At 40.8% G+C, this 20,252-nt stretch carries 13 protein-coding genes; 9 read left to right on the top strand and 4 right to left on the bottom strand.

Annotated features, from left to right (window positions below; genetic code table 11):
* Positions 1–312 precede the first annotated feature (312 nt).
* Entirely contained in the window at positions 313–1,698 is a 1,386-nt protein-coding gene (locus tag ACQ96U_RS08025) for an adenylate/guanylate cyclase domain-containing protein (protein WP_431720724.1), read from the bottom strand.
* A 259-nt stretch (positions 1,699–1,957) separates the two neighbouring features.
* Positions 1,958–2,680, bottom strand: coding sequence for an endonuclease V (locus ACQ96U_RS08020; protein ID WP_431720723.1), 723 nt, complete (start codon positions 2,678–2,680; stop codon positions 1,958–1,960).
* Between the two features lie 161 nt (positions 2,681–2,841).
* On the opposite strand from ACQ96U_RS08020, the gene ACQ96U_RS08015 reads away from it, so the two are divergent.
* The 4 genes from ACQ96U_RS08015 to prsT all read left to right on the top strand — a co-directional run bounded on the left by ACQ96U_RS08015 (position 2,842) and on the right by prsT (position 10,495).
* Complete coding sequence (locus tag ACQ96U_RS08015) at positions 2,842–3,483, top strand: nitroreductase family protein (protein ID WP_431721058.1); 642 nt, start codon at positions 2,842–2,844, stop codon at positions 3,481–3,483.
* Between the two features lie 768 nt (positions 3,484–4,251).
* Positions 4,252–6,357, top strand: a complete 2,106-nt coding sequence (gene prsK / locus ACQ96U_RS08010) for an XrtA/PEP-CTERM system histidine kinase PrsK (RefSeq protein WP_431720722.1) — start codon at positions 4,252–4,254, stop codon at positions 6,355–6,357.
* Positions 6,345–7,700 carry a PEP-CTERM-box response regulator transcription factor gene (gene prsR, locus ACQ96U_RS08005; RefSeq protein WP_431720721.1) on the top strand — a complete coding sequence of 452 codons (1,356 nt, stop codon included), beginning with the start codon at positions 6,345–6,347 and terminating at the stop codon, positions 7,698–7,700. Before prsK ends, prsR begins: the two co-directional genes overlap by 13 nt.
* A gap of 32 nt (positions 7,701–7,732) precedes the next feature.
* On the top strand, positions 7,733–10,495 hold the full coding sequence (gene prsT, locus ACQ96U_RS08000) for an XrtA/PEP-CTERM system TPR-repeat protein PrsT (RefSeq protein WP_431720720.1): 2,763 nt from the start codon (positions 7,733–7,735) through the stop codon (positions 10,493–10,495).
* Positions 10,496–10,589: 94 nt separating this feature from the next.
* On the opposite strand, the gene ACQ96U_RS07995 is transcribed toward prsT, so the two are convergent.
* Complete coding sequence (locus ACQ96U_RS07995) at positions 10,590–11,456, bottom strand: ThiF family adenylyltransferase (protein WP_431720719.1); 867 nt, start codon at positions 11,454–11,456, stop codon at positions 10,590–10,592.
* Positions 11,443–12,249 (bottom strand): PEP-CTERM/exosortase system-associated acyltransferase, encoded by an 807-nt coding sequence (locus ACQ96U_RS07990; protein ID WP_431720718.1) that lies wholly within the window; start codon positions 12,247–12,249, stop codon positions 11,443–11,445. The genes ACQ96U_RS07995 and ACQ96U_RS07990 overlap by 14 nt, the downstream gene beginning before the upstream one ends.
* Positions 12,250–12,603: 354 nt before the next feature.
* On the opposite strand from ACQ96U_RS07990, the gene ACQ96U_RS07985 reads away from it, so the two are divergent.
* The 5 genes from ACQ96U_RS07985 (at position 12,604) to ACQ96U_RS07965 (ending at position 20,241) form a co-directional block, all read left to right on the top strand.
* Positions 12,604–13,422 (top strand): outer membrane lipoprotein-sorting protein, encoded by an 819-nt coding sequence (locus tag ACQ96U_RS07985; RefSeq protein ID WP_431720717.1) that lies wholly within the window; start codon positions 12,604–12,606, stop codon positions 13,420–13,422.
* Between the two features lie 6 nt (positions 13,423–13,428).
* Positions 13,429–15,615: an SPOR domain-containing protein gene (locus tag ACQ96U_RS07980; protein ID WP_431720716.1), complete on the top strand. Its 2,187-nt coding sequence runs from the start codon at positions 13,429–13,431 to the stop codon at positions 15,613–15,615.
* Positions 15,615–17,867 carry an efflux RND transporter permease subunit gene (locus ACQ96U_RS07975; RefSeq protein ID WP_431720715.1) on the top strand — a complete coding sequence of 751 codons (2,253 nt, stop codon included), beginning with the start codon at positions 15,615–15,617 and terminating at the stop codon, positions 17,865–17,867. The genes ACQ96U_RS07980 and ACQ96U_RS07975 overlap by 1 nt, the downstream gene beginning before the upstream one ends.
* 162 nt (positions 17,868–18,029) lie before the next feature.
* Complete coding sequence (locus ACQ96U_RS07970; RefSeq protein WP_431720714.1) at positions 18,030–18,659, top strand: XrtA/PEP-CTERM system exopolysaccharide export protein; 630 nt, start codon at positions 18,030–18,032, stop codon at positions 18,657–18,659.
* Positions 18,660–18,684: 25 nt separating this feature from the next.
* Positions 18,685–20,241: an XrtA system polysaccharide chain length determinant gene (locus tag ACQ96U_RS07965; protein ID WP_431720713.1), complete on the top strand. Its 1,557-nt coding sequence runs from the start codon at positions 18,685–18,687 to the stop codon at positions 20,239–20,241.
* Positions 20,242–20,252 lie beyond the last annotated feature (11 nt).

Genomic DNA, 20,252 nt, shown 5'->3' with positions numbered 1-20,252 from the left:
TCAATAAGTTACTTATTGGATACAGGTTTTGATTAAACGTCTAATGTAACTTACGCGTTTTGTCGTTTTTGACGTCAAACTAAATGTAGCACTCATAATAAATTCTGCATGAAATTGTGACTTAACTTTTGGCGTGAAGCTTTACTTTGTGGAATCTTTTTTTCCACTAGAGGCTATAAATCCAGATTTTATGTAGAACCATGTAAAAACGCGAAAACATCCTCCATGAGAGGAGTTAATAGTGGATGTAGCAGAATTTGATGTGGACCTATTGAGTAAATAATTAACAAAAATTGATTGAGCGAATATGCCTTAAATAATGACCTGGTCGCGTAATGTTTGTGCTGCTTTCTCAAGTGCTTTAATAATTTTTTCTTTATCGTAACGTTCTACAGTGGCGGTGTCTAAATACATGGAAAAACCTTGGATTTCGTGCTCAATAAAGCTTTGTCTTGCCCCCAGGTCTCGCCTAAAGTCAACAACTTGATAAATAGGCACGGGGCGACTAAAACCTTTGACTGAAATTTTTCCTTTGTCACGACACATGATGACGTCTTTGATCATAGAGTAGGTTTCGTAAGCGATTAAAATTTCATTAGGCTCTGCACTGCTTTCCAGACGGCTGGCTAAGTTAACTTCTTTACCAATTAAGGTATAGTCCATTCGTGATTCGGCACCAAAGTTACCCACTGTACAGTATCCAGTATTTATCCCCATGCGGATTTCGAGTGGTTTACGCACGCCTTGGCTGCGCCACTGTTGGCGAAGTACTTTCATGTGCTTACGCATGGCAATGGCCATTGATACAGCAGCAATTGCGTCTTTTTTAGCTCCTTGGCTTTTGGGGTCACCAAAAAATACCATCATGCTATCGCCCACAAATTTATCAATGGTGCCGCCAAAACGCAGGGCGATTTTAGACATTTCGGTGAGATAGTTATTCAATAAATCGGTGAGTGCTTCTGCTTCCATCTCCTCTGATAATTCAGTAAATCCTTTAATATCAGAAAAGAATACAGAGAGTTTTTTGCGCTGGGTTTCCAGGCGAATATCACGTTTGCCTGAGAAAATTAGATGGTGTAACTGAGGAGAGATATACTTGCGAAGGTTGTTCGCAATGATCATGTTTTTTTCTTTAAGTAGTTTAACCTCTTCTTGAGCATGACTGAATTCAACGGCGAGGGCATAAAAATAGTAGGCTACATACAATATGTAAACGCCCCCACTAATGCCACTACTGATAATTACCAGTATAGGTGGGGCAGAAGCTAGCATACTGCCACCGAATAAATAGCCCACCATGGCACTGGCTATTAAGAAGAGATTGCTGGTTGCCAATAGCCGTGTTCCAGCAAAGATCAAGGTGCTGAACTCGAGCATGATGATGAAGATGACGGTTGAGGCAACCGAAAAGCCTATCAGACCAATTAACAGGCCACAGTGGATCGCATCAATGTAGTGTAAAACACGCCTTGTGGTGAAATTATGTTTTACAACGAAATGCCTGGAGATCAGATAGCTAATATGAGGGTATATTAGCGCATAGATAAGCAACCACAGGGTATTATGCGCCAGGTGGTTGGTATAGGAAGCTGCTGCGATCATCACTGCTGCGGCTAAATAAGCCAGTATGCGAATGTTATAGTCGCGAATAGCAGGACTTTGACTCAGAGTGGTACTACTGATCCTTTTCTGCATGGTAATTAAACTGCACTTATACTGCGAGCTGACTATAAATCACTAATTGATTTGCCTGACTTGCAAAATCATTGAATCACTATGGATTCAGATTAGCTCTTAAGTTGTTCCCTGCAACACCTTTACACTAACCTAATGATGGCAAATTGTAAGTTTAAAGCAGGAATATACAAGCTGGGTAGGCAAAAACCGGAAATTTTACGGGACTTTATCATAAAGTATTAATGCTCGCTCATTTTATTTTCCTGACTGGTGAGTTTTAGGCTGACTGTTGTATAGCTGTTGCTGCTGATGTATCAGAGGGTTGTTTGGTTAATACAAGGCCAAATGGCTGAGGACAATACAGTGCTGATAAGCGGGCATTATCAATCGAATCAGGGATACACAGTAGGGTGTACTTCAGTGCGGTCTTGAGATCAATACGATGACCAATAGAAATATAAACAGGGGGTAACGGACTACACACCCGAAGGAGTGCACTGTGGTACAGGTTATCTGTCTTTAAAGGAAACCATGCCCCACGTTTTTTGCCGAGTCGCTGGCTTAACTCGCTAGGAGGTGCTGAACGGATACCAAAGGTTGGTGTGTTAGTAAGTAAACCTATATGACTGGCAATGCCAAATCGGGTGGGGGGGATTAAACCTCGTCCATCACAGATGATGAGATCTGGTGTTCTCTGCAGCTGCTGCAATGCTTTAACGATCAAGGGTGCTTTGCAGAATGAAAAGACATTAGGTGCCAGAGGGTCTGACAGCTTTTCTGAAAGTACATATTGCTCAACAATTTTCAGGTCTGGCAATGACAACAGTGAGACTTTAGCACTACCACAACCATTATGCTGGTTGTAGGCAAACTGAGCCCGAGCGATAAAACGAACAGTACGAACTTGATTGTCCGTTACTATCCATTCCCGCAGATATTTTTGAATAGCCTCCGCTTGTGGTTGTGTCACTTGCCAGGGATGGAGTTGATGTATTTTCATGCAGTGCTTGCTTAATTCACACTATCAATATTATTTATGTCACAAAACTGACTAATCCTAGCTTGAGTCTAGAAGGAATGGAAGTCGATTTAAACTAAAAAAATCGATAGACTGTCATGCAAATGAAAATAAATCTCATTTAGTGGACGTTTATTTCAGTGATGAAGCCTAATGTTATTCCCATTAGGCAAATTGCTGTTGTTCTTAAGAACCGCTATGAAGCAATGTTGATTGGAAAAACTATGGATACACTGACAGCACTACATACTCGCGTTTCTTTTCCCCGCCTGAGTGAACCTGCACCCAGTGAAGCCCAGTTAGAGGCTATCTATCAGGCAGCTTTACGTGCACCAGATCACGCAATGCTGAGACCCTGGCGCTTTTTAACCATAACAGGAGAGCAACGGAATCAGTTGGGTCTGCTTTTAGTAGAAGCAGCTAAACAAACGAACCCTCAACTAACGGATGCCGAAGAAAATAAGCTGCTACAAGCCCCCTTACGTGCTCCCTTGTTAGTGGCTGTTATTTGTTCGCCTCGATTTCATGAAAAAGTACCTGAGTTAGAGCAACTGTTGTCTACTGCGGCAGCAGTACAAAATATGTTACTTGCAGCCCATGCACTTGGCGTAGGGGCAATGTGGCGAACAGGACTGATTAGCTACCATGAGCATGTGAAACAAGGTTTAGGGTTGCGTCACACCGAAAAGCTGTTGGGCTTTATCTACATGGGACAACCACTAGGACAACCCAAGCCAATACAACCCCTTGATACCAAGGACTATTTTAAGCCTTGGTTGGGTTAGTCTCATTTAGATTGAGCAGCAGGCTTTGTTGAGTACTTATTTATAAATAGAAAGTTTGCTGCTTGATCAACAAGGATTGGCTGATAGGAAGAGGTGATGTGATTAAGTAATTACTCACCCATCAGTGACGAATATCCTCAGTTTATTTGTATATCAATAATGAACTGTCAAAATAATATACAATCCACTTGAGAAAGCCCTCATTCCCGTCTATTAGTTTTTAAATGAACCTTCTTGATTGAATCTTTATGGTTGCTGTTTGAGCGATTGCAATAATATGTTTGGTTACTGAGTCAAATGCGTTTCGTGGGGTGTTTTAGCGATCATTAGTGTGATTAGTGTCTCATGAAAAGGCTCTATTCTTTCGACGTTATCTTATGGCCTTCACAGAAATAGCAAATGTGAATTGTTAAACTTGTCGTTATTACTAGGCCTAATAATGAAGTAGTAACCTAATTACTTTCATTAATGCTTTAACTAAGTGAAGTGTGAATGAAACTGTGTGTGGATTTAGGCCTGTAATCAGTGTCTTTTTCCCTGCCTTGGCATCGACATCAATAGCATTTATCAGATGAGGTGTATGTTCAACACCCTTTAAGCAGGAAGGTTCTTTTTTGCTTATAAGGTTGCAATGTGAGCTGAGCAGTGCACGACACAAGGTTGATTTAACATCAGCGCTTTACTTCAAACGTAACAAATAAATTTGGCTCCAGTGACGGATTATTACTGGGGCTTATAAAGGATGGCATAATCAGCTAGGTATCTTTGATGGATTATCTGGGTCTGTTTAGTTACAGCGTGACTGCACTGGCTTATTTTGTACTAAGCCTGTTGTTATGCACCAGTTTACGTGGACGATCATTAGGGGGCTTGTTACTTGTTGCCACAATTACAACAACCATCTGGGCAATGTCAGTTGTTTGGGTAAACTGGCATGAACGTTGGTTTTTAGTCGATAGTTTACCCATTGAACTACTGCGTAGCTTTGTTTGGTTGTGGTTTCTCAGTAGATTATTTGCGTTTACGGAATTACAAGGTCGAAAACTGTTTCGTTATGGCAAATCGGTTGTTCTTTGTGCTGGCTTGATACTGTTCTGTTATGAGCTAAGCCCTGAGTTACAGCTTTGGAGCCGAATGCGTAGCCAGGCTGACTGGCGAATTATTGGCCATCTTGGTATATCCATTGTTGGTTTGTTCTTACTTGAGCAGCTTTATCGTAACACCCAAGTATCTAAGCGCTGGGCTGTAAAGCATATTTATCTCGGCCTGGCAGCGACCTTTGCGTTTGATTTTATCCTGTATGCTGAAGCCCTTTTATATAGCCATATTAACTTAGCCTTATGGAATGCGAGAGGGTGGCTTCTGGCCTTTGTTGTGCCGTTGATTGGTTTATCTTCGGCACGTAATCCAAACTGGGCGTTGGAAGTATTTGTTTCTCGCCGGATTATTTATAGCACTTCCGTCTTGGTTATTACTGGGCTTTATTTACTGCTCATGGCCATCGCTGGATTTTATATTCGTGACTTTGGTGGGCAATGGAGTGAAGTCACACTGGCTGTATTTATCGCACTGGCTACGGTAAGTTTGTTAGTCCTGCTTTTATCCGCACAAGTACGTTCTAAATTTAAAGTCTTAGTGAATAAGCATTTCTTTCACTTTAAATATGACTACCGTGATGAGTGGTTACGGTTAAATAATGCACTTGTCTCCAATGAACCCGCAGAACCCTTACAACAACGTTGTATTCGGGTTATGGCTGATACGGTTGATAGCCCGGCAGGTGTATTGTGGCAAAAAAACCGTAAAGGTATTTATCGAGCTGTGTTTGCTTGGAATTTACCACTTCCCGAAGACTGTTATGAAACGCTACAAGGGGAGTTAATTCCTTTCTTATTACAAAAGCGCTGGGTAATTAATAAACAAGAATATGATGACAATAAGTCACTTTATGATGGCATTGTTTTACCTGACTGGTTTACTCAGCAAAGTGCACATTGGTTAATTGTGCCACTTATTAATCATGATGACCTTTATGGCTTTATTGTACTTTGCCAACCTCGGGCCCCTCGAACGGTTAACTGGGAAGATCATGATCTACTGAAGATGATTGGTTATCAATTAACCAATTATTTGGCTTTGGTAGATGCCAGTGAAGAGTTGGCTAGTGCACGACAGTTTGAGGCTTATAACCGGCTCTCGGCTTTTATAGTGCATGATTTGAAGAACCTTGTAGCACAACTGTCGTTAATTGTGACAAATGCAGATAAACACAAACGTAATCCTGAGTTTATTGATGATGCTATAGATACATTATCGAATGCGGTAGCCAAAATGAACCGTTTGTTGGAGCAATTACGCAAAGGCAAGGTGTCAGGTTCTGCAAAAGCGTTGGTTGATCTTAATGACCTTGCGGCAGCAGCTGTTAAACAGCAGTCTAAAAATCAACCCGCTATTACGCTTGAGCCTGCTAGTCAACCGCTTAAGACTGTTATTGATGGAGAAAAAATGGTCTCAGTATTGGGACATTTATTACAGAATGCGCAAGATGCTACAGAAAATACAGGGTGGATTAAGTTGCGACTGACGCAAGATCAACATGAAGCAGTCATTTCGATTGCAGATAATGGCTGTGGTATGGACCAGGCATTTATTCGAGATCGTCTTTTCAAGCCATTTGATACCACAAAGGGCAATGCAGGAATGGGTATTGGGGTATTTGATAGTAAAGCTTTTATTGAAGGTCTAAATGGTTCAATGAGTGTTACCAGTGTACCAGGAGAGGGTACAGAATTTACGTTGCGGCTACCCCTTCACCTTGATCAACGGGAAGTAGGTACAAAAAATATGGAGGATGAGCAAGCATGTCAGGTTTGAAAAAAACCTTACTTATTGTGGAAGATGACCCCGGCCTTCAGAAACAACTTAAATGGTGTTTTGAACAGTATGAAACCATTATTTGTGGTGATCGAAATGAAGCAATAAAGCATTTACGTAGAGCAGAGCCACAAGTGATCACAGTGGATTTGGGATTGCCTCCTGATCCTGCAAATGCCAGTGAAGGTTTAAAAACGGTTGAGGAAATTTTAGCCTTATCACCCACAACGAAGGTGATTGTTGTTACCGGTAATGATGATCGGGAAAATGCCATTAAATCCATTGCTCTAGGGGCTTATGACTTTTATCAAAAACCAATAGATACTGATGTATTGGGAATGATCATTGAGCGTGCTTTTCATCTACATGAGCTAGAAACTGAAAATCGTATTTTGGCAGCACGTGAAGGGCATGAAGCACTACAAGGTATTATTGCTTGTAGTCAAAGTATGCAAAAAATTGTTCGCAGTATTGAAAAAATTGCGCCAACAGATGTCACAGTGTTATTACTGGGAGAAAGTGGGACAGGTAAAGAGGTTTTAGCCAGAGCGCTGCATAATATGAGCGAGCGAAAGGATAAGCCTTTTGTGGCGGTTAACTGTGCAGCGATCCCCGAAAACTTACTCGAAAGTGAACTGTTTGGCTATGAAAAAGGTGCATTTACCGGCGCAGTTAAACAAACTAAAGGTAAAATAGAGTATGCCGTTGGTGGTACATTCTTTTTAGATGAAGTCGGTGATTTACCGATGGCCTTGCAAGCAAAGTTGCTTCGTTTTTTACAGGAACGGGTGATTGAGCGCGTGGGGGGCAGAGAGGAAATACCTGTTGATGTTCGCGTGATTTGTGCGACTCACCAGGATTTACCCATACTGATTGAAGAAGGGCGTTTTAGAGAAGACTTATACTATCGTATTAGTGAAATAACTCTGAAAATTCCACCGTTACGCGAGCGTGAAGGGGATGCCATTATCCTTGCGCGAATGTTATTGCAAAAATATTGTGAACAGCACAAGCGTAATTTGAAAGGGTTCACGAATGACGCACTTGATGCGCTTGCCAGTTATCGGTGGCCTGGCAATATACGAGAGTTAGAAAACAGGTTGAAACGTGCAGTGGTTATGGCTGATGGCAAACTGCTGACCCGTGAAGATTTGGAGTTAGAAGACATTGAAGTTGAAAACTTTCCATTTAACTTGAAAGAAGTCAGAGAAAAAGCAGAGAAAGAAGTGATTAATCGAGCCATTGGGTACACCAATAATAATATTTCTAAAGCTGCCGATTTATTAGGTGTTACTCGGCCAACACTTTACTCGCTGATGCACAAGTATGGAATTATGGAATAACTGTTGTACCTATAAAGAAGGATAGCTGTGTAATGCAAACATTCAATAGGATCAGATTATCACTTTGTTCACTTTGTTTAGGTGTTACGTTGCCCTTAAGTGGACTTGCTGCCGATTACTTGAAAGATGCGCAACAGTATTATGAGAAGGGTGAGTATAAATCAGCAGAAATACAGCTGAAAAACTTACTTAAAGAGAACCCTGAAGATGCAAAAGCGCGTGCATTACTCGGTCGCGCTTATTTGAAACAAGGCAATTTACCTTCTGCGGTAAAAGAATTTGAACGTGCAAAAAAATTAGGTGATCTTGAGTTAGAAGACAGGTTAAGCTTAGCGGAACTGTATCTACTACAACGACGTTTTACTGAAGCAATCACCTTAGTCGACCTTGAAGCAATTGATGCAGATCACCAACCTGATGGTTTGCTGATTCATGGTTATGCCTATATGGGGCAAGGAATGTATGCGGATGCGCGTGAAGCCTTTGAAAAAGCCCTTAAAAGTAAAGATTTACCTTCAGCACATTTAGGTCTGGCAAAAGTTGATTTCAGAGAAGGTAATATTGACGATTCGAGTCAACGTCTTGAAAAATTACTTAAGAAAGAGGCTGAAAACCCTGATGCCCTTATATTAAGAGCACAAATAGCTACACGGCAAGAGCGTTATGCTGATGCCATTACTGATTTGGATACTGTACTCAAACTAGCACCTGAAAATTATAATGCGCTCATCAAAAGAGCAGATGCTTATGCGCTTTCTAACAAGTTAGATAAAGCTAAAGCTGATCTGGATGTTGTGCTTGAAAAAGTGCCTGAGCACCCTGAGGCAAACTTTACACTCACTAAAGTTTATCTTAAGCAAGGGGAGTATGAAAAAGCACGGGAGGCAGGTGAAAAAGTACTCCGGCTTCGCCAGCAGTTTGTGCCTGTGATGTATTTATTAGGTATTGCCCATTATGGATTAGGTAACTATCAACAAGCGTTGGAACAACTTGAGCAATATACAAATTATGTTAAGGGTAATGATGGCGCTAATATTTTATTAGCACAGGTTTTGGTTAAACAGAAAAACTATCAAGGTGCCATTACATTACTCGAAAAATTAGCGGCTAAAGATGGTAAGCACCAAGCACGTGTTTATGCGTTGTTGGGCAATGCTTACATGAAAACTAAAGATTATGCGAAAGCTACGCATTATTTAGATAAAGCCCTGGAACTAGAGCCTAATATTGCACGATTACAGGCTCAGGTTGCAGTTGGTCACTTATTTTCGGGTGACACGAAAAGTGCGATTAAAGAGTTAAAAGAGTTGTCTGCAAAGGCTGAAGAACCAAATGATGCTGATTTGTTGTTGGTTCGCACCTATATTCAGGAGAAAAAATACAAAGAAGCAGAAACACTGGTAACCAAGCGTATAAAACAGTGGCCTGATAATCCGATGTACCATAACTTGCAGGGATTATTACATCAGGTACAGGGACGCTTTGATGACGCTAAAGCGGGTTTTGAACAGGCGCTGGAAAAAGATAAGAAATATATTCCTGCATTGATGGGCTTAGCAGGTCTTAGTTACACACAGGGTGATCAAGACGCAGCTAAAGACTACTATCAACAGGCAATCGCAGTTAACGAAAAATATTTGCCAGCTTATTTTGCATTGAGTGCGGTTGCATCATCAGCTAAAGATGATAAGGCGGCCCTTGAATGGTTAGAAAAAGCGCATAAGGCAAATGATAAGGATTTACGTACTCAAATCATGCTGGCGGATGCTTATCTAAATTATAAGCGATTGGATGATGCTCAACGAGTCACTCGTCGTCTGGCCGATGATCATGGTGATCAGCTTGCCGTAATTGAGCTACAAACACGTGTTGCTCGTGCGACGAAAGATGATACCAATACTCAGTTTTTATTGGAAAAATTAGTCACGCTATCTCCTGATAATAAAGGCTATATCAACCAATTGATGCAATATCACTTACAAAAAGGTGATAAGAAAGCAGCATTAGATGTATTAGATGCAGCGTTACGCCGTCAACCTACTGATAAGCAGTTAATACTCACTAAAATGCGCTTATTAAATCAGCAAAAGCGTTACGATGAAGCACTGGTAATTGCTAAAGAAATTGTTAAGCATGAAAAAGATAGTCCAACAGCTCAAATTTTATTAGCGAGTGCCTATTTAAATGCTAAGCAAGATGATAAAGCAAAAGAAATCTACCAGCCTATGCTAGCGGATTTAGCTGAAGTAGGAATGGTTTCTCGACTTTATGCTTTTTTTAATAGCCACGGAATGAAAAATGAGGTAGAGAAACTGTTTGCTGATAGCCTCAAAAAATGGCCAAATAATGGTGCTATTCGCCGTTTATATGCACAACACTTGCATAGTAATGGTATGGTTGATGAAGCTATAAAACAGTATGAAGAAATTTTGAAAACTGAACCTGATGACGTTACTTCGCTCAATAATTTGGCATGGTTTTATCTGGATAAAAAACAAGATAAAGCGCTGAAATATGCTGAGAAAGCACATAAAGCAATGCCTAAAAGCCCAGAAGTAGCCGATACTTATGGTTGGATTTTATTGAATAATGATCAGCATAAAAAGGCACTTGAAATTTTATCGGGAGCAGCAAAAGCCGCGCCTAATAATTTTGACATTCGCTATCATTATGCTGTCGCTTTGGCGAAAACAGGTAAAAAAGAACAAGCTAAAAAAGAACTAAAGCTTGTTCTGAGCTCAAAACGCTCCTTCTCTGAAAAGAAAGCGGCTGAGGAACTGTTTTCAGAGCTTTAACGTTTTCTAAAAATTAAGCTAATATTGAAAGCCACGTCGTCTAGGCGTGGCTTTTTTTATTGTTTTTGTAAATAATTTTGAAGGGTGAAATGATCTATTTTGCTAACAGCCGTTTAGCGAGTGAAAACATTAATTTTTGTAATGGGTTTTTATAACCACCAGGGCACCAGGTTTTACGTAATTTATTTAAATAAGCATCGAAATGTAAACCCCAAGGTGCGCAGTGTAGTGGTCCACGGTTAAGGAGTACTTTTAAAGCCTGTGTTGCCGCAAACCCTGCACAAAGTTCGCAAGCCATGACGGTTGAGGGGCCTTTTTGGCCTTGTAAGTCGACTCGGGTCGGATCTGCTAAATAGTGACGTTGTAACATAGCGGGAGATAAACCAATTAGAAAGCGCAGGGCCTGTTCATCTTCGGGGCATTCATGAAGTCCAAAATAATCGGCAAATGACATTTTGCCGGGTAAAAAAATAAGTAATGCCGTGCCCATACCAAGCGGTGCGGCAGTGATGGTTGGAATATTATGTTGATAGCAGTGAGCAAATACGTGCTGGCGAATATCAAAGGCAAAATAGTCCAGTGCATCGACATATAAATCAACATCAGCTAAGAAATTAATTAAATTACTTTCATTGATACCCTGGTTGAATACTTGAATATCAAGATCTGGATTAATACCCAGTGCCATACTCGCCAGGGTTTCGGCTTTGCCTTGTCCAATAGTACTCATACGAGCACCAGCCTGACGGTTAAAATTTTCCAAGCCAAATGAATCAAAATCAGCAATGTTAAATTTACCAATACCTAAACGTGTTAAGGTAAGTAAGTGAGAACCTCCTACACCTCCCATCCCAGCAATAGCGATTTTGGTTTGCTGGAGTTGTGCTTGTTCAGCAAGCGTAACCCAACCAATATTACGGGAAAATGCTGTGTAATAATCAAAGGTATTATTTTGATCCATATAAATGGTTATGTGTAATTTCTTCTTGGTGAGATAAATTATGTACTGAAAGTTCAGGACTGAATTGTTCCCGTAGTTCTTCGTAGATGGCCGTATAAAGGGTATGTAAAACAGGAGGTAGACTTTCAAATAATGCTTTATCGTTTATATAATAAGGGGCGCGTATACCGTGATAATCGACCGCAGGACCTATTTGTTGAAACATAATGCCTTGGTAATTCATGTGTTTGGCTAAACGAGGCTCCATCATCGCAAAAACATGGCGGATGTTATTGAGCATTGCAATGGCTGCCCCCGTTAAATATAACGCAACGGCTAATTGTGGGAAGTGGCGTCGTTCATTTTCTTGAAAGCTGCTTTTTGTTGGAGGAGCACCTGAAGGTGTCTTCGCATCTGTGTTACGTCGTCTGAACTGAGAACGTACTGCAAGACGGGAAATTTCGCCAAATGTGCCACGTTCCATCTTACTGATATCAATAATATCTTTATCAATTGCATTGCTACAGTGCTTTTCTATAGGCAGTTTGGCAAATCGGTTGGATAGGGGAGGGACAACCAGGCGAACGCATCCGCAAAAGCTTTGTGAGCCTTTGTGGGAGATCAGGCCATGTTGCGCATAATAATCAAACTCATCAATCTCCATGAAGTTACCAGGGTCATCCTCGAACTTCATTTCTTTACAGTAAACGTCGTAGCGAATTCGGTGGGCTTCAACCACTAAGCTATGTGTTGCCGCTAATACAGGGCGAAAATACTGCCGAAAGTGCTGACCTAACTCATCTGCTGACATCATAAACAGCTAACCTAAAACTACATTGGCTTATTTATAAGGTTTATTAAAAGTTCATGTTTCAGCAAACTATTGATGAAGATTCTTTGAATTATTTTGAAATAAAAAAATATTGTTTATTAAAAACTGATTTTGAATTTTTGAATGAGAGTTTTGTGGTCTTGACTTTATGATGGAATAACGGGTTATGAATAAGATACAAGCAGTATGTTAGGCAATTTTATTGAGTGATAATAATATTTTGAAAAAATTAAATAAGTAGCGTTAAAGATATAAGGTATATCATGCCTATTTGGCTACACATTATGAATAAAGAACCTATACTTTTTTTGTAGGCATAATTACCTGGATTTTGTTATGAAGTTCATAAGTTGTTTAGCATTACTAGTCTGTACGGTTACAACAAGTGTTGTTTATGGCGCATCAAGTAATGATGCTTTGCAATTGGCAAAACAGCTATATGATAGACCTGATGGTAAGGATCGCGCTAGCTTTGGTTATATGGTATTAACTGAGGCCGGTCATAAGCCTAGGGTCAGGGCACTCTATTCATATGGTAAAGATAAAAGCTACTATGATATTTGGTCTTTAATTCGTTTTACTTCACCAAAAGATATTGAAGGAACAGGGTTGCTAACGCGAGATGAAAAAAATACAGATAGTCAACAATGGGTATTTTTGCCTGCGTTAAAGCGTGTTCGAAAGATTGCTTCAAGTCGAAAAGGGGGGCGTTTTGTTGGTTCTGATTTGTTTTATGAGGATTTACAAAATCGTATTTATACCAAAGATAATCATAAAATATTGGGTGAAGAGGTTATTAATAAACTGCCAACCACTATTTTAGAAAGTACACCCAAAAATGCGAGTGATTCTGTATATAGCAAACGACTTAGCTGGATTCATCGACCCTCTCTTACCGCACTTCGAATTGATTATTATCAAGGCGGAAGTCAGCCAATCAAGCGGCTTACTGTCAATAAACTGGCAAAAAAACAAGGATATTGGACTATTATGGAGTCTGTCGTAAAAGACTTAAAATCTGGTCATAGCACGGTGATGCGTATAAAAAATATTGCCTATGACCAAAATTTACCTGATTCCTTATTTACCACTCAAACGTTGGAAGACCCAGCCAAGGAAGTTGCCTTTCGACCATCATCGATAACCAAAAAATAATGTTTTATGTTGTTGACCAAAACATGCCAAATTCTGTTAGGTTGTACTGTTTTTTTGGCTGGGGGATCGCTCTGGGCAGAAGCCACATTACCACCTTACCGCGTCTTTTCAAATGAGCAAGAGGCGCTGACTGAAGTTGAAAAGGTTCGTACACAAGGTGTGCGCGGGCATATCACAACTCAGCGTATGAAACGGGTGCAAACACAATTATTTATTGGGCCTTATTACAATAAACGTAGTGCTCGACGCCATGCTGAAAAATTACAACAACAGGGCATGCCCGCTATTGTGACATTTGATTTTTCATCAAGTCAGTTTTTAATTCGAGTCGGTGTTTATTCTGATCAGCAGCGTTTGGACGCTTACACTTCACAATTGCATCGTTTAGGTTATTCCAATCAAGTTCAGCAACAAAAGTCGTATTTTCAGACATTATATGTTGTTACATTGCATCGTCCTCAAACGAAACTATCAACACCGGTAATAGCTGATGCTAGTAAGTCGCCACCTATTGATGAAGTCATATTAACGCCTGCGGGCATGTCAGATGATATTTCAGAAGTAGCTACGCAACCCATTTCAGAAGAAAGAACCCAGGTAACGTCTTTGCAAGAGGAAGAAACTGAAATAGATGTTTCTCCTGAAGTATCTGATGTTGAGGAGGTTGGTGAAGAACAAATTATTATTGTGGAACAGGCGAGTGAATCAGCACTCACTGCCGATTATTCTGGTGAAGATGAAATTGTTATCGAAAGTGACGAGGCGTTAACGGTTAATAGTGATGGTGATACGAGCGAGTTAATAATCGTCAATGAAGACAGTCAGGAAATCATTGTCTCTGACGAATTTGATGCTACTGATGAAGGCGTAATTGATGTGGCTGATAGTGATATGGACATTGTACTTGATCAGGATACGTTAGCTGATTTAGAGATTGAAGCGCCGAGTGCTTTTGATCCAAGTTTAAAACTGGAGTTTTCTGGTGGGCGGCTGCCTCGGTCGAAGTCATTATCAGACTATTATTTTTACAGCTTAGCTTTGGCTAGCCTTCAATATCAATGGTCAAATCAATGGGAGTTTAAAACAGGCTTGCGAGCAGATGCAAGTAAGCAGGAAGATATTACGCGCTCTGATGTTACATTGGATTATGGTGAAAATTACATACGTTATAGAACCGATAATTATCGGTTTACTTTGGGTTCACAAATTGTGCTGTGGGGAATTGCAGATGAGGTAGCCCCTACGGACCAAGTGAGTGTGCAAGACTTAACTCAAGGTATCGTACCTCGTTGGCAGGATCGACATCGTGCTTACCCTATGTTGCGTTGGGAGTACTTTAAAGGTGATAGTAAGTGGGATCTATTGTGGATGCCTTGGTTTAGGCCTGCAGAGCTTCCGGATGATGAACACATTTGGGCCGTCATGAATAAGGCCAAAGGTACTGTCTTTGGTTTTGCTTCTGATCCTATACAGCAGGTACTCGTTCAAGAAGGACATATTCATCGAGAAAAGTCTGGCTCTGGTGGGGCGGGTGTACGCTTTAGCCAAAAAGCCGAAGGTTTTGATTATTCACTCACAGCCCAGCGTATTCGCCGTTCTTTTCCTTATTACCAACTGGCTGAACCCGTTCGACAGTCATTGTTATTGAACCCTTTTGATCCATATTCTGCTATTGCACAGAATGATGATACTTGGTTGGAAATACATCCTTATACCTGGGTTGTAGGGGGGGATATTGCGTTTATTTATAAAGACATCACTTGGCGCTTTGAAGGAGCCTATTCTTCTGATCGGCCTGCCACTGAACTTGATTTAAGGGTAAATAATTATCCTAGCTACGATTGGGTATTTAGTGGCGAATTCTACCCTGGAGATGGTGATGATCGGCTGAACTTACAGTTGGTCGGCAGCTATTTGGATACTGATGATAAGCTGATTGATCGTAAGCGGTTATATTATCTTAATGGACAGTATGAAGGTCTTTATGCCAACAACCGGTGGCGCTGGCGAATGCGCTTTAATCATGGACTCAATTTGCATGATGATTTTATTTCATCAGAGTTAGCCTTTTTAGGCTGGGAACCCCATGAGTTTTATTGGGCGGCCTATCTTTTTGAGGGTAGCCCTAGAAGTTATGGGGGGTACTATAAGGATAATACACTTGTTAACTTTGGTTGGCGGGGTGAATTCTGATGAGTACGCGTCGTTGGGCGCAGTTTAGTTTTCTATTGTTAGTATTTTTTAATCTTGTCCCCCCATTATTTCTGCTCAAGCTTTCTGTTAATAATGCCCCTGAGCAATACTTACCTGCGAGTCAACCTAGTGTTCAGTTCAGCCGTGCGCTACGAGAAAACTTTCCTGAAGATCAGGTGATGGTCGTGCTGTTTGAAGGAAAACAGCTTACCTCGGATGCTTTTATTAAAGCGTTAGAAGAGGTCGTAAAGGCGGTTAAAGCACACCCTTTGGTTGATAGGGTTATTTCTGTAACCTCTGTTGATCACATCGCAGGTACTGCTGATGGTTTTGAAGTACTGCCACTCATGGACTCACAACGTTTGTTGTCTGTTCCTCTGGAACAACGAATGACGTATATGTTATCAGACTCTTTTGCACGAGGTGCTTTGGTGGCAGAGTCGAAGGATGCTTTAGCGATGATTGTAAGACCAATCAAGCTGGAGGATACTCGACAGCGCATTGAGGTGATGGAGGTCGTCCAACAAACATTATCACATTACCCTGTCCTTATGTCAGCGAAGCAGTCCATTGCAGGACCCATTCCTCTTGAGGTTTATCAGTTACGTTCTATGGTGCGGGACACTATGTTATTTGTGCCCATTACCATGGGGATAGGCTTATTACTCATTTACCTACTGTTTCGGCGTTGGCTTGCCGTTGTTATTTCTGCACTGGTTATGGGGGCCGTTGTAAACTTCACGCTGCTTCTATTTTTAATCTTTCAATATCCTTATACGCTGATTGCAAGTATGGTTCCTTCACTGCTTTCTGCATTAATAATTGCAGTGTTGATGCACTTTTTTAATGGATTACGTATTGCGGCAGGCTATGGCAATTCTGGACAACAAAGAGTACGACAAGCATTGCATGAAATTCGAAAACCTGCATTATTTACGGTGATTACCACCGCTGCGGGTTTGTCTTCCCTTGGCTTAAGTCCTATACCTCCCATTACCTTTTTTGGAATCTTTGCGGCGATGGGACTAGTTTGGGGATTCATTATTGTTATTTTTATGTTACCCCCTATTTTCATAGAATATGATACGCATGGATGGCCTTCTCAACATGGCTTAATGCGTTTTTTACGTCAACTGGTGATGGCTTCTGCGCGCCTTTCCATTCGAAGAGCGGGATGGGTAATAGCAACATTTATTATCATTATGGCGCTAGGTTTTCCATTTTTGTGGGATGTTAAGGTTGAAACCAATTTATTAAAATTTTTTGCGGAAGATCATCCTATCACTATTGCAACGGAGCAAGTTGAAAATAAATTGTCGGGGGTGACACCTTTAGAAGTGGTTTTTGATGGTGACCAACGAGATGCAATAAAAAAAGTTGAGTTTCTACAACAATTAGCAAGCGTTCAAAAGATCATTGAAGCGTTACCTGAAGTGGATAAAGTACAGTCAGTTGTTGACTTTATTCAACAGATGCACTGGGGCTTTAATGAAGAAAAGCCTGAGTTTTTGGTGATTCCGGATTCGCAGGCACTGATTAATCAGTACTTGCTTCTATATGATGGTAATGATTTATATGAAATTGTTAACCGGGAGTTTGATCGTACGCGAGTGCTGCTTAATTTAAATGTTCATAGTTCGGGCAATATTCGTCGTGTAGTCAATAAGGTAGCAGAGATTATGCGACAGAATATGCCTGATGACTATCAATGGACAATCAGTGGTTATGGAAAACTGTTTGAAGACCAGGAAGTGTTACTTATAGATGGACAACTCTATAGCTTAATGGGTGCACTGCTACTGATTATGCTGATGATGGCTATGTTGTGGAAAACCTGGTATGCGACAGGTCTGACCTTACTCTTGAATGCTTCTCCTGCAATTGTCATGTTTATTGTCATGGGGCTGACGCAGTTATGGTTGGATATGGCTACGGCAATGATTGCCAGTGTCGTGGTAGGGATTGCGGTGGATGATACCATACACCTTTATTATGGTTATCAGCGACGTCGTCAGTTAGGGATAGGTAAGGTTTTAGCAATTTATCGTAGCTATCAATATTCTGGTAGTGCTGTTTTGGTCACTACAGTTATTTTGAGCTTTCAATTTTTAGTACTAACGTTTTCTTATTTCCAGCCAACCGTTCATTTTGGTTTTTTGACGGCTGTGGGTCTAATTACTGCGTTATTTTTTGACCTACTGCTCATGCCTGCATTTCTTATTATGACAGAATACACTAAACACTGGCATTGAAGTTGTTTACGACTATAGTTATTTAGTGTTCCTTCTTAGCTAATGTGTTATACCGCATGAAATTTTAGTGAATATGCATTAATTCACGGATTTTGGCGTGCATAATAATGAGTTTTGAATACAATGTGTTCACCTTGTCCCACTGGTATGGAGCTTAACTAAATGGTCAAGGATGTAAAAGCAGCGGTTTTTTTATCTATGCTGGCGATGGCTGGCTGCGCATCCCATGATTATCCACCGTTACCGACATCAGCCGTACAAATTCCTGTAACGACTGATCCGGCCAGTTACAACTATCGTATTGGCCCTGGCGACCAACTGGATATTTTTGTTTGGCGTAATCCTGACTTGTCTACTGAGGTTCAAGTCAGACCTGATGGAAAAATAACAACACCCCTGGTAGAAGATATATCGGTAAGTGGTAAAACACCTGCTTCTGTTGCTCGTGAGCTGGAACAGGAATTATCAAAGTACATACGTGATCCTATAGTCACTATTCTGGTTAAGGGATTTGTTGGTCCTTATAGCGAGCAAGTGCGTATTGTTGGCGAAGCATCTTCTCCTCAAGCCATTGCTTACCGCGAAAATATGACACTGCTGGATGTTATGATTGCGGTTGGAGGTCTTACTGAGTTTGCTGATGGTAATAAAGCAACATTAATTCGTGTTGTTGCAGGTAAGCATAAGCAATATAACATTAAGCTAGAAAAGTTGATTAAAGATGGAGAGATTACGGCCAATGCAGATGTTTTACCTGGTGACGTTATCATCATCCCTGAAGCAATCTTTTGATAAAGCGTAAGACAGGAAGTCAGCTATGCAAGACATTATTGGTTTGGTTATCTTTTATCTCAGGGAAGTATGGTTACGACGATGGATTGTTTTGCTTATAGCTGCCGTAATTTGCGTTATAGGCTGGGCAGCTGTGTTTATGTTGCCAGATCAGTATCGGGCAACAGCAAGGTTTTATGTGGATACACAAACCTTGTTAAAACCTTTACTACGAGGTTTGACTGTTCAAACGAATATGGATAACCAGGTCAACTTGATGGTTAGGACGTTGTTAAGTCGTCCAAACATCAAAAAAATTGCTGAGATGGCTGACCTGGACTTTGATCTGGATGAGACAAACCCCGAAGCACTGGACTCATTAGTCGATCGCTTGCGTAAAGAAATTGAAATTAAAGGATCGCAACGAGAGAATGTTTACTCCATAGAGTATCAGAGTTCAGACCATGCATCTGCTAAGCGAGTTGTTCAGGCTGTGCTTGATGTGCTCAAAGAAGGCTCATTAGGTGAGACGCGCGAAGAGTCTATAAAAGCGCAAAAGTTCATTGATCAGCAGATCCGTGAATATGAGCAACGCTTGGTTCAGGGGGAAAATCGTCTAAAAGAGTTTAAGCGAAAGTATGCTGGGATGATGCCTTCATCTGAAGGTGACTACTTTCAGCGTTTGGAAACGGCGAAATCGCAATATGAGTCCGCTAAGCTTGAACTGGAAGAATTGAAAAATAAGCTGGATTCTTTACAAAAGCAGTTAAAAGGTGAAGAGCCTGGGTTTGGCATGGGTAGTAACAGTCGTGCGCTTGGGTTTGCGTCAAGTTACGATGCGCGTATTGATAACTTGGAAGCACAGCTTGATAACCTGTTGTTAAAATATACAGCTCAGCATCCAGATGTCGTTGCAGCTCGTGAACAATTAGCCATGCTGAAAAGTAAACGAGCAAGTGAGATTGCAGCGCTTAAGCAAAAGAGTGCAGGTTCTGATAGTAGCCCCTTAGAGGGTAATCGTGTTTACCAACAGTTAAAAATTCAGGTGTCTGAATTAGAAGCCGATGTATCTGCTAAGCAAGTTCGCGTTGACTCTTATAAAGAAAAGGTTGATGAGTTGAACAAGCTGGTAAATACCATACCTGAAATTGAAGCTGAGTTAATTGCGCTTAACAGAGACTATCAAGTAACAAAACGTAAGTATGAAGATTTGTTATCGCGTCGTGAATCTGCTCAGATATCACGCAGAGCATCTCAGTCTACAGATGATGTCCAGTTTAAAGAAATAGATCCTCCTCATGTTCCTGCTGAACCATCAGGGCCTAACAGACCTCTGTTATCTTCAGCGATATTTGTTCTGGCATTGGGACTGAGTGCAGGATTTACTATTTTTATTGCCATGCTTGGGCCAACATTCACCAATAAAAAAATATTGGCTGATGTAACTGGGTTACCAGTACTGGGTAGTGTGACCTACTTGGTAAGTGAAGGTGAGCAACGTGTTTATCGCAATCACACCATGGTTTATATGGGGTTGTGGGCAGCACTTGTTGTAAGCTTTGTGCTTGTACTGGTTATACAAATGAACATCTTGTCTAGTTAAGGGCGGATGGT

The sequence above is a fragment of the Zooshikella sp. RANM57 genome (genome assembly GCF_050749885.1).
Lineage (GTDB): Bacteria > Pseudomonadota > Gammaproteobacteria > Pseudomonadales > Zooshikellaceae > Zooshikella.
The sequence above is the reverse complement of the archived record's forward strand: the minus strand, read 5'-3'. Positions and strand labels throughout refer to the sequence as shown.

What these genes read in the sequence shown, in the direction of transcription:
- ACQ96U_RS08025 (WP_431720724.1), bottom strand. Translation starts at nt 1,698, where the DNA reads ATGCAGAAAAGGATCAGTAGTACCACTCTGAGTCAAAGTCCTGCTATT.
- ACQ96U_RS08020 (WP_431720723.1), bottom strand. Translation starts at nt 2,680, where the DNA reads ATGAAAATACATCAACTCCATCCCTGGCAAGTGACACAACCACAAGCG.
- ACQ96U_RS08015 (WP_431721058.1), top strand. Translation starts at nt 2,842, where the DNA reads ATGAAGCCTAATGTTATTCCCATTAGGCAAATTGCTGTTGTTCTTAAG.
- prsK (WP_431720722.1), top strand. Translation starts at nt 4,252, where the DNA reads ATGGATTATCTGGGTCTGTTTAGTTACAGCGTGACTGCACTGGCTTAT.
- prsR (WP_431720721.1), top strand. Translation starts at nt 6,345, where the DNA reads ATGTCAGGTTTGAAAAAAACCTTACTTATTGTGGAAGATGACCCCGGC.
- prsT (WP_431720720.1), top strand. Translation starts at nt 7,733, where the DNA reads ATGCAAACATTCAATAGGATCAGATTATCACTTTGTTCACTTTGTTTA.
- ACQ96U_RS07995 (WP_431720719.1), bottom strand. Translation starts at nt 11,456, where the DNA reads ATGGATCAAAATAATACCTTTGATTATTACACAGCATTTTCCCGTAAT.
- ACQ96U_RS07990 (WP_431720718.1), bottom strand. Translation starts at nt 12,249, where the DNA reads ATGATGTCAGCAGATGAGTTAGGTCAGCACTTTCGGCAGTATTTTCGC.
- ACQ96U_RS07985 (WP_431720717.1), top strand. Translation starts at nt 12,604, where the DNA reads ATGAAGTTCATAAGTTGTTTAGCATTACTAGTCTGTACGGTTACAACA.
- ACQ96U_RS07980 (WP_431720716.1), top strand. Translation starts at nt 13,429, where the DNA reads ATGTTGTTGACCAAAACATGCCAAATTCTGTTAGGTTGTACTGTTTTT.
- ACQ96U_RS07975 (WP_431720715.1), top strand. Translation starts at nt 15,615, where the DNA reads ATGAGTACGCGTCGTTGGGCGCAGTTTAGTTTTCTATTGTTAGTATTT.
- ACQ96U_RS07970 (WP_431720714.1), top strand. Translation starts at nt 18,030, where the DNA reads ATGGTCAAGGATGTAAAAGCAGCGGTTTTTTTATCTATGCTGGCGATG.
- ACQ96U_RS07965 (WP_431720713.1), top strand. Translation starts at nt 18,685, where the DNA reads ATGCAAGACATTATTGGTTTGGTTATCTTTTATCTCAGGGAAGTATGG.